The sequence below is a fragment of the Nocardia sp. NPDC046763 genome, assembly GCF_040645495.1.
Taxonomy (GTDB): Bacteria; Actinomycetota; Actinomycetes; order Mycobacteriales; family Mycobacteriaceae; genus Nocardia.
Genome location: NZ_JBEYYI010000009.1, coordinates 1 through 11,422 on the forward strand (window position 1 = coordinate 1; position 11,422 = coordinate 11,422).

The 11,422-nt window shown below is 67.8% G+C and carries 1 protein-coding gene; it reads right to left on the bottom strand.

The window, feature by feature from the left end; translation table 11 throughout:
* The coding region (locus tag ABZ909_RS16615) for an SDR family NAD(P)-dependent oxidoreductase (RefSeq protein ID WP_356999984.1) at positions 1–11,370 on the bottom strand (11,370 nt) is incomplete at its 3' end.
* Between the last annotated feature and the right edge of the window lie 52 nt (positions 11,371–11,422).

Consider the following 11,422-nt stretch of genomic DNA (forward strand, 5'->3'; position numbering starts at 1 on the left):
GTTGGACTTCAACGACCCCAACCACAACGGACGATCCGCCCCACGATCCTGCCCATACGTCGCCAAAAGCGCCTGGGCTTCAATAGGATCGCCCAGAGTCGTACCCGTGCCATGGGCTTCGACGACATCCACGTCGACCGAGGTCACCCGGGCATTGGCCAGCGCTTGGCGGATGACACGCCGCTGCGACGGACCGTTCGGCGCGGTCAGACCATTCGACGCGCCATCCTGATTCACCGCCGAACCGGCGATCACCGCCAGCACCTGGTGCCCATTGCGCTGCGCATCGGAAAGTCGTTCCAGCACCAGCATTCCGGCGCCCTCCGACCACCCGACACCATCGGCGGCGTCGGAGAAGGACTTACACCGCCCATCCGGTGCGAGCCCGCGCTGACGACTGAACTCGAGGAACATGTCCGGGGTGGCCATCACGGCAACACCACCGGCCAATGCCAGATCGCACTCCCCCGACCGCAGTGATTGCGACGCCAGATGCAGAGCCACGAGCGACGACGAGCACGCCGTGTCCACCGAGACGGCGGGGCCCTCCAATCCCAGCGTGTAGGCGATCCGGCCCGAGACCAGGCTGCCGCCGGTGCTGGCCCCGGTACCGGTCCCCTGGGCGTAGTCGTGGTACATCACGCCGGTGAAGACACCGGTCGAACTGCCGCGCAGCACCGCCGGATCCACACCGGCGCGTTCCAACGCCTCCCACGAGACCTCCAGCAGCAACCGCTGCTGGGGGTCCATCATCGTGGCTTCGTTGGGGCTGATCCCGAAGAACTCCGCGTCGAATTCCGCTGCGGAATACAGGAATCCGCCCCGGCGCGTGTAGGTCCTGCCTGCCTTGCCGGGTTCGGGATCGTAGATGCCCTCGATGTCCCAACCGCGATCCACCGGCAACTCACCGGTGGTATCGGCACCCGATACGACGAGACTCCACAGATCCTCCGGCGACATGGCGCCACCCGGATAGCGACATCCCATCGCCACCACGGCAATCGGCTCGTCGTCGGCTCGGACTCGACTGGTCGCGAGTTCTTCGACGGCTCCGGTGCCGGTGAGTTGTGAACCGATGAACTCCGCGACGACCTGCGGATTGGGGTAGTCGAAAACGAGGGTGGCCGGAAGTTGCAGACCGGTCGCGGTATTGAGTTTGTTGCGGAACTCGACAGCGCTGAGCGAGTCGAAACCGAGCTGCTGGAAAGCCTGTTGGGGTTCAACAGCTGCCATGGAGGCGTGCCCGAGAATGTCGGCGGCAGTGGACCGGACGAGTTCGAGCAGCGCACTGTCGCGCTCGCTGTCGGACAAACCGGCCAGCTTCCGCAGAAAGGCCTGACCTGCCGCGGTGCGAGTGTGGCGACGCACGGACATCGGCACGACCGCGCGGAGGAGCGCCGGAATCCGCTCGCCCTGGGTTCGCAGGATGGCCGGATCGACTCGCAGAGCGACCAGTTGGGCCGTATCGGTGGCGATCGCCGAGTCGAACAGTGCCAGGCCTTCGGCCTCGGTCAGCGGCGGGTACCCCTGCCGCCGCATCCGGTCGAAGTCGCTCTCGGACAGTTCAGCGCCGAGCGCGGTCGACCGCGCCCACAACCCGTAATCGATGGACGTCGCGGGAAGTCCCAGGCCGTGACGGTGGGCCGCGAGGGCGTCCAGGAAGACATTCGCCGCGGCGTAGTTCGCCTGGCCGGCGGCCAGCACCAGGCCGCCCGCCGACGACACCAGCACGAACAGCTCCAGCGACCGATCGCGGGTGAGTTCGTGCAGGTGCCACGCGGCATCGACCTTGGGCCGGAACACCTGCTCGATGCGGTCGGGCGTGATCGATTCGATCAGACCGTTGTCGGAGGTTCCGGCCGCGTGGACAACTCCGGCCAGGGGGTGCTGGTCGGAGATGGTGTCGAGCAGGGCGGCCAGCGCGTCTCGATCGGACACATCACACGCGGCGATGGCGACCTCGGCGCCGAGCTCGACGAGTTCGTCCCGAAGCTCGGTGGCCCCTGGCGCATCCGGGCCACGACGACCGATCAGAAGCAGTTGGCGCACACCGTGTTCGGTCACCAGATGCCGGGCGATCACCGCACCGAGACCACCGGTGCCGCCGGTGATCAGCACCGTGCCCGGCGCTGCCGATCGAACAATCGTGCCCGATGCGTGACGACTCAAACGGGGCACGAGCACGCTCGTGCCCCGGAGGGCAACCTCGGGTTCAGACGCGACAGTTACGACCGCGGTCGCGGCAGCGAACGGCTCAGCGTCTTCATCCAGATCGAGCAGCTGAAAACGACCCGGGTGTTCCGCCTGCGCGGCCCGCACCAAACCCCACACCGGGGCCTGATCCAGCCGCACCTGTTCGGCATCGGCGACGGTCACTGCATGCCTGGTGAGCACCACCAAACGGGAACCGGCGAAGCGGGATTCGGCCAGCCACCGCTGGACGGTATCCAGGACACCGGTGACGACCTGCCGTGCGGCATCCGGCTCGGGGCCGTCACCGCGGGGGCACTCCAGCAGGACGATCTCAGGGACAACCGCGTCGGGGTTCGTATCCAGATCGGCGATCAACGTCGCGAGATCGCGGTGGCCGGGCGCCTCGTCAGCACCCTGACCAGAACCGAGGAGCACCACCCGATCCGGCTCGAACGCCACCCCGGCCGACAAACCGGCGGCGACCCACTCCACACCGAACAGGGCTTCCGACGCGCGCTGGCCGCCGAGCCGGTCGGCCGACACCGGCCGGGAAACCAGGGCATCCACCGACAACACCGGTTGCCCTTGTTCATCGGCCAGCTGGACGGCGAACTTGTTGTCCTGCACCGTGATACGCACCCGCACCGCGGCAGCGCCCACCGCGTGCAGCGCCACCCGGTTCCAGGTGAAGGGCAGCACCGGAGTATCACCGCCGCCGCTGCGACGGCCGTGAATGATTCCGGCATGCAGAGCGGCGTCGAACAATGCGGGATGGATGCCGAAACCGTTGGCTCCCTGCGGATCCGGTAGCGAGACCTCGGCGAACAATTCTCCGTCACGCTGCCACGCCGCCTGCAAACCCTGGAACAGCGGGCCGTAGCCGTATCCGAGATCGAACAGCTCGTCGTAGGCGCCGTCGATATCCATCGGCCGCGCACCGGCCGGAGGCCAAGCGGCAAGATCGAAATCCGCCGCCACCTCGTCCGGCGCGAGCACACCTTCGGCGTTCAATGTCCACGAAGACGCGGAATCGACGCCGCTGTCGGGGCAGGAGAAGATCCGCACCCCGCGACGATCCGCACCGTCCGGGGCGTCGACCACCACACGCACCGCCACCCCGGCCGACTCCGGCAGTACCAGCGGCGCTTGCAGAACCAACTCGTCCAGGGTCGGGCAGCCGACATGCTCTCCGGCCTGCAGGGCGAGTTCGACCAGTCCGGTGCCGGGCAACAGGACAGTGCCCGTGACCTTGTGATCGGCCAGCCATGGCTGGGTCTGCGCCGACAAACGGCCACTGAGCGTGACCACCTCGGAATCCGGCTGCGAGACCACCGCCGAAACTAGCGGATGCCCGATGGCCACGAAACCCATTGCCCGGGCGTCGCCACTACCGGCGGACGTCGGGGCCATCCAATAGCGCCGACGCTGGAAAGCGTAGGTGGGCAGGTCGATTCGCCGAGCACTGGAACCGGCATACAGAGCGGCCCAATCGACCTGAGCGCCGGTCACGAACAACCCGGCCGCTCCGGCGAGCAGTGTCGCCGCATCGGCCCGATCCCGACGCGCCAACGCGACCGCCGTGGCGGCACCGTCATCGAGGGTCTGGGCGATCATCGGGGTCAGTACCGCGTCGGGACCGACCTCGGCGAACCTGGACACACCCGAACCAGCCATCGCCACAACGGCATCCGCGAAGCGCACCGATTCTCGGACCTGACCCACCCAGTACGACGGATCACACATCTCATCGGTGATCCGAATGCCGGTCACGGTCGACACGAGCGGGATGGTCGGGCGGGCGAACACCAAACCCTCGATCGTCGTGGCGAATTCGGCCAGCATCGGCTCCATCAGAACCGAATGGAAAGCGTGCGAGACACGCAGTCGGCGAGTGCGCCAACCCTGCTCGGCGCAACGATCGGCAACAGCCACGACGTCGTCTTCGATACCGGACAACACCACCGACGCAGGTCCGTTGACCGCCGCGATCGACACCCGACCGGCCAACAACGCCAACACATCGGACTCGGACGCACCGACCGCGACCATCGCCCCACCGGTCGGTAGCGCCTGCATCAACCGACCGCGCGCGGCCACCAGCACGCACGCATCGGCCAGAGACAGCACCCCGGCCACATGCGCGGCAGCCACCTCACCGATCGAATGACCGGCCACCACATCGGCATGCACGCCCCAGGATTCGAGCAGGCGGAACAACGCAACCTCGAACGCGAACAAACCCGCCTGCGCGAACACCGTCCGATCGACCAGATCACCGTCCGCCAACGCCTCGCTCAACGAAACCGACTGCCCCAGCAGCGGATCCAGCTCGACGACGATCGCGTCGAACGCCTCGGCGAAGACCGAGTACGCCGCGCGCAGCTCGGTAGCCATACCGGCCCACTGCGCACCCTGACCCGAGAACACCACACCCGTCGAACCCGGCACCGCGCGACCGGTCACCACGCCGGGAGCCTGCACACCGGCGGCCAACGACCGTAGTCCCGCGAGGAGACCTTCACGGCCCTCGGCGACCACCACGGCACGATGCTCGAGCACAGCGCGCGTGGACGCCAGTGAGAAGCCCATATCGATCGGATCATGTTCGCCCACAACCGATGCCAAACGCGCAGCCTGGCCGGCGAGAGCGTCACCACCGCGCACCGAAACCACCCACGGCAGCACCGCCGGAACGGTCTCGGCCACGGGCACCGACTCCGCCACCGGAGCCACCGGGGCCTGCTCGACGATGAGGTGGGCGTTGGTGCCGCTGATACCGAAGGAAGAGACACCCGCACGACGCGGACGATCCACCTCCGGCCACGCCACCGCCTCGGTCAGCAACCGCACATTGCCTTCGGACCAGTCGACCTTGGTGCTGGGCTGATCAGCATGCAGCGTTCGGGGTAGGACCCCGTGCTGCATCGCCATCACCATCTTGATCACACCACCCACACCCGCCGCAGCCTGAGCGTGACCAATGTTGGACTTCAACGATCCCAACCACAGGGGACGATCCGCTTCACGGTCCCGGCCGTAAGTCGCAAGCAGCGCTTGGGCTTCGATCGGATCACCCAGAGTCGTACCGGTGCCGTGGGCCTCCACCGCGTCCACCTCGACCGGTGAGATCCCGGCATTCGCCAGGGCTCGGCGAATCACTCGACGCTGTGAGGGACCGTTGGGTGCGGTCAAACCATTGGACGCGCCATCCTGATTCACCGCCGAACCGGCGATCACCGCCAGCACTTGATGGCCGTTGCGGCGGGCGTCGGACAGGCGCTCCAGCACCAGCACACCGGCGCCTTCGGACCAACCGACCCCATCGGCGCTGTCGGAGAAGGACTTGCACCGCCCGTCCGGGGACAAGCCCCGCTGACGGCTGAATTCCACGAAGGTCTCCGGGGTGGCCATCACCGCCACACCGCCGGCCAGAGCCAGGTCGCATTCACCCGACCGCAGCGACTGTGCGGCCAGATGCATTGCCACCAGCGAGGATGAACACGCCGTGTCCACGGTGACCGCGGGGCCTTCGAGGCCGAACACGTAGGACACCCGGCCCGAGACCAAGCTCCCGGTTGCGTTGTTCCCGGTTCCCTGCGCGTAATCGTGGTACATCACGCCGGTGAACACACCGGTCGAACTGCCACGCAGCACCGCCGGATCCACACCGGCGCGTTCCAAGGCCTCCCACGAGACCTCCAGCAGCAACCGCTGCTGCGGATCCATCATCGCGGCTTCGTTGGGGCTGATCCCGAAGAACTCCGCATCGAATTCCGCTGCGGAATACAGGAATCCGCCCTTCCGGGTGTACGTCTTGCCCGCGTGACCGGGTTCGGGGTCGTAGATGCCCTCGATATCCCAGCCGCGATCCGTCGGCATTTCGCCGGTGGCATCGATCCCGGAGGTGACCAGATTCCACAGGTCCTCGGGCGAGGCGACTCCACCCGGATAGCGGCAGCTCATCGCCACGACCGCAATCGGCTCGTCGTCGACGGCCGCGCTGGCGGTCACCTCGACATCTCGGCCGGTGCCGGTGAACTCGTCGGCCAGATATTTCGCCAGCGCCTGCGGTGTCGGGTAGTCGAATACCAGTGTCGCGGGCAGCGACAGGCCGGTGACGGCTTTGAGGGCGTTGCGGAACTCGACAGCGGTGATCGAGTCGAAGCCCAGCTCGCCGAAGGCCTTGTCCGCGGCGATCGCGTTCGTGTTCTGGTGTCCGAGGCTCGCCGCGACCTGACCGCGCACGATCTCCACGAGCACACCGAAACGCTCGCCGTCGGGAGTGTTGGCCAGACGAGCGCGCAACGGCGTTGCCGCACCCGAGGCGGCTCTGCGGCGAGCCGGAATCAAGCCGGAAAACAGTGCGGGCACGGCGAATTCGGCGCCACGCAGGCTATCCAGGTCCAGGCGGGCGAGGATGGGAGCGGTCACGTCGCTCGCGGTCGCGGCGTCGAACAGCGCCAGGCCCTGTTCCTCCGACAGCGGCAGCAGGCCCGAACGCGAAATGCGGTGCAGGTCAGCGTCGCTGAGCTGCCCGGCCATGCCCCCGTCCCACAGACCCCAGGCCAGCGACTGCCCGTGGCCGCCCGAGGCCCTGCGGAATGCCGCGAGCGCGTCCAGGCACGCATTGGCCGCGGCGTAGTTGCCCTGTCCGGCATTGCCGAACGCACCGGCCACCGAGCTGAACAGCACGAACGCTTTCAGCGGCAGCTGCGCGGTGAGTGCGTGCAGGTGCAGGGCGGCATCGACCTTGGGTCCCAGCACCGCGTCCATCCGGGCCGGGGTCAGCGAGGCGATGGCGCCGTCGTCGAGGACGCCGGCCATATGGAACACGCCGGTGAGCGGGTGCGCGGCAGGCACATTCGCGATCGCCTGTGCGAGCGCGTCGCGATCGGCGACATCACACGCGACGAACTCGACCTCCGCGCCGAGCAGTTGCAGCTCCGCGCGCAACTCCGCGGCGCCGGGAGCGGCCTCGCCGCGTCGGCTCAGCAGCAACAGGCGACGCACACCGTGCGCGTCGACCAGGTGCCGGGCGAACAACCCACCGAGCAGACCACTCGCACCGGTGATCAGAACGGTGTCGTCCGGCCCGAAAGCGTCGGTCGCCGAAGCGGTCGCCGCGGTGGCCCGGCTCAGCCGCGCACCGTGTACCTGCCCGGCACGCACGACGACCTGCGGTTCCTGCGCGGCCAGAATCCCGCCGAGCAGCCCGTCGAGCCCGGAATCGGTGTCGATCAACACGATCCGGCCGGGGTTCTCCGCCTGCGCGGAACGAACCAGGCCGCCGACGGCAGCACCGGCCAGGTTCGAAATGTCCTCCCCGGCAACCGATACGGCTCCGCTGGTCCGGACCACCAGCGTCGACTCGGCGAACCGAGAATCGGCGATCCAGGACTGAACCACCGCGAGAGCTGCATGGGTCGCGGCGTGAATGGCCGCGGGGTCATTGCCCTCCGGGCAATCGAGGACGACCACGGCCGGAACCTCGTCACCGAGATCGGCCCACGACACCGCGCCGACTTCGGCCTCCCCCACCGAGATCGGCGCCCAGCCGACCTGGAACAGCGCATTACCGACCGCGGATGCGCCACCGGTGAGCTGCGCGGGATCGATGGGCCGGGAAGCCAGCTGCCGCACCGTCGCCACCGGGGTACCGGCCGGGTCCGCCAGATCCAGGGTGACCGTGTGCTCGCCGACGCGGGTGAGCCGGACGCGCAGCGCGCCCGCTCCGGTCGCGTGCACGGCGACACCGGACCACTCGAACGGCAAGGCCAGCCCCGCGCCCTCCGCGGGCATGCCATCGGCGAAGCGCAGGGCGTGCAGAGCGGCATCGAGCAACGCCGGATGCACGCCGAACCGCTTGGCGTCCGGACGGGCCTGCTCCGGCAGCTCGACCTCGGCATAGAGCAGCCCGTCGATTCCCCGCCATACCGAAGTCAGCGCCTGGAACACCGGACCGTAGTGATAGCCCTGCGCATCGAGGGAGTCGTACACACCGTCGATATCGACGGCGGTGGCGCCGGCGGGCGGCCACTGCGCCAAATCCGCTGGCGCGCTGTCGAATCCCGATGTGAGCACACCTTCGGCGTTCAATGTCCATAACGGCACCGCATCGACACCGTCATCGGGGCACGAGTAGACCCGCACCCCGCGTCGGCCCGCTCCGTCCTGGGCACCGACGACCACGCGCACCGCGACGCCTGCCGACTCCGGCAGCGCCAGTGGCACCCGCAGGACCAACTCCTCGAGGGTCGAGCAGCCGACCTGCTCTCCCGCCTGCAAGGCGAGTTCGACCAAACCGGTGCCGGGGAACAGGACGGTGTCCATCACCCGGTGATCGGCCAGCCATGGATGCGTCTGTGCCGACAGTCGGCCGGTGAGGGTGATCGCGTCGGAATCCGGTTGCGACACCACCACCGGGACCAGGGGATGTCCGGTGGCCGCCAGGCCCATCGCCCGGGCATCGCCACCGACAGCGCCCTCGGCGATCCAGAAGCGCCGATGCTGGAAAGCATAGGTGGGCAGTTCGATTCGCTGAGCTCCGGAACCGGCATAGAAACCGGCCCAATCGACGTCGGCACCGGATACGAACAGCCCGGCCACCCCGGACAGCACGGAGAACGAGTCGGCCCGATCCCGACGCACCAACGCCACCGCCGTGGGAACGTCGTCGAGAGTCTGGGCGATCATGGGGGTCAGCACCGCGTCGGGTCCGACCTCGGCGAACCGGGTCACACCCGAATTCGCCATCGCGGCAACCGCATCGGCGAACCGCACGGTGTCGCGGACTTGACCGACCCAGTACGCCGGATCGATCATCTCGTCGGTGATCCGCACGCCGGTCACGGTGGAAACCAATGGGGTGGTGGGGCGAGCGAACGCCAAACCCGCTATCGCCGTCGAGAACTCGGCCAGCATCGGCTCCATCAGAGCCGAATGGAAGGCATGCGACACCCGCAGCTTGTGTGTACGCCAACCGCGCTCGGCACACGCCTCGACAACGGCCGCGACCGCGTCTTCGACACCGGAGAGCACCACCGACGCAGGGCCGTTCACCGCGGCGATCGACACCCCACCGGCTGCCAGCAACGGCAGCACATCGGCCTCGGACGCACCGACGGCGACCATCGCCCCGCCGACCGGCAATGCCTGCATCAACCGGCCGCGCGCGGCCACCAGCACACACGCATCCGTCAGAGACAGCACACCCGCCACGTGAGCGGCAGCGACCTCACCGATCGAGTGACCGGCCACGACATCGGCACGGACTCCCCAGGATTCGAGCAGGCGGAACAATGCCACCTCGAATGCGAACAACCCCGCCTGCGCGAACACCGTCTGGTCCACGAGGTCGGTACCGGCCAACGCCTCGCTCAGCGAAACCTGCTGTCCCAGCAGCGGATCCAACTCGGCAACGATCGCGTCGAACGCCTCGGCGAACACCGGATACGCGGCGCGCAGTTCAGTGGCCATACCGGCCCACTGCGCCCCCTGACCGGAGAACACCACACCGGTCGAGCCCGCCACCACACGACCGGTCACGAGGCCGGGAGTGGTTTCGGCGCGGCCCAGCGCGCCGACTCCCGCCAGGAGACCATCGCGGTCGTCGGCCACCACAACTGCGCGATGCTCGAAGAGAGCCCGCGTGGATGCCAGCGAGAAACCGAGATCGATCGGATCATGTTCGCCCGCAAACGATGTCAGGCGGGCAGCCTGACCGGCGAGAGCCTCGGCGGTGCGTGCCGAAACCACCCACGGGAGCAGCCCACCGGCCGGGACGGTCTTCGCCGCGGGCACCTGATCCACCACAGGCTCGGTCGCCGGGGCCTGTTCCACGATGACGTGCGCGTTGGTGCCGCTGATACCGAACGAGGACACACCGGCACGACGCGGACGATCCGCCTCCGGCCACGCCACGGACTCGGTCAGTAGACGCACATGGCCCTCGGACCAATCGACCTTCGTGGAGGGCTGATCCACATGGAGGGTCTTGGGCAGCACGCCATGGCGCATTGCCATGACCATTTTGATCACACCGCCCACACCGGCCGCGGCTTGGGCGTGACCGATATTGGATTTCAACGACCCCAGCCACAGGGGACGATCCGCGTCACGCTCCTGCCCGTACGTCGCCAGCAACGCCTGGGCTTCGATCGGATCACCCAGAGTCGTGCCGGTGCCGTGGGCTTCGACGACATCCACATCCGCCGCGGACACCCCCGCATTGGTCAGAGCTTGGCGGATGACCCGCCGCTGCGAGGGACCGTTGGGTGCGGTCAGACCATTGGACGCGCCGTCCTGATTCACCGCCGAACCGGCGATCACCGCGAGAATCCGATGGCCGTTGCGCTGGGCGTCGGAGAGTCGTTCCAGCACCAGGACGCCGACGCCTTCGGACCAGCCCACCCCATCCGCGGTGTCGGAGAACGACTTGCACCGACCATCCGGAGACAGACCCCGCTGACGGCTGAACTCCACGAAGGTCTCCGGGGTGGCCATCACCGCGACACCACCGGCCAGAGCCAGGTCGCACTCTCCCGACCGCAGCGAGGCCGCCGCGGAATGCATTGCCACCAATGAGGACGAGCACGCCGTGTCCACGGTGACCGACGGCCCTTCCAGGCCGAATACGTACGAGACCCGGCCGGAGGCAATGGATCCCGAATTCGCATTGGCCGGATAGTCGTGGTACATCATGCCGACCCACACGCCGGTCCTGCTGCCCTTCAGCGAGCCGGGGTCGACACCGGCCCGTTCGAACGCCTCCCACGAGGTTTCCAGCAGCAGGAACTGCTGCGGATCCATGAGCGCGGCTTCATTGGGGCTGATGTTGAAGAACGCGGGGTCGAATTCACCTGCGGAATGCAGGAATCCGCCCTCGCGGGTGTAGGTGCTGTTCGGCGTCTCCCCGGTCGCGTCGTAGAGGCGATCGATATCCCAGCCACGATTGCCGGGGAACTCCGAGGTCGCGTCGGTCCCCTCCGCGACCAGATTCCACAGCTCCTCAGGCGAACTGACCCCGCCCGGGTACCGGCAGGCCATACCCACAATCGCGATCGGTTCGCGAAGAGCCGCGTCGAGCTTGCGATTGCGGGCACGCAACCGCTCCGTCTCCTTGAGCGAGACGCGCAATGCCTGAGCGAGCTTCTGAGTATTGTCTTCGGGCTTCGTCATTAGTGTGCTAGCTCTTCCTACGGTCAGCGTGACTCGTCGGCGAATGTCGCCG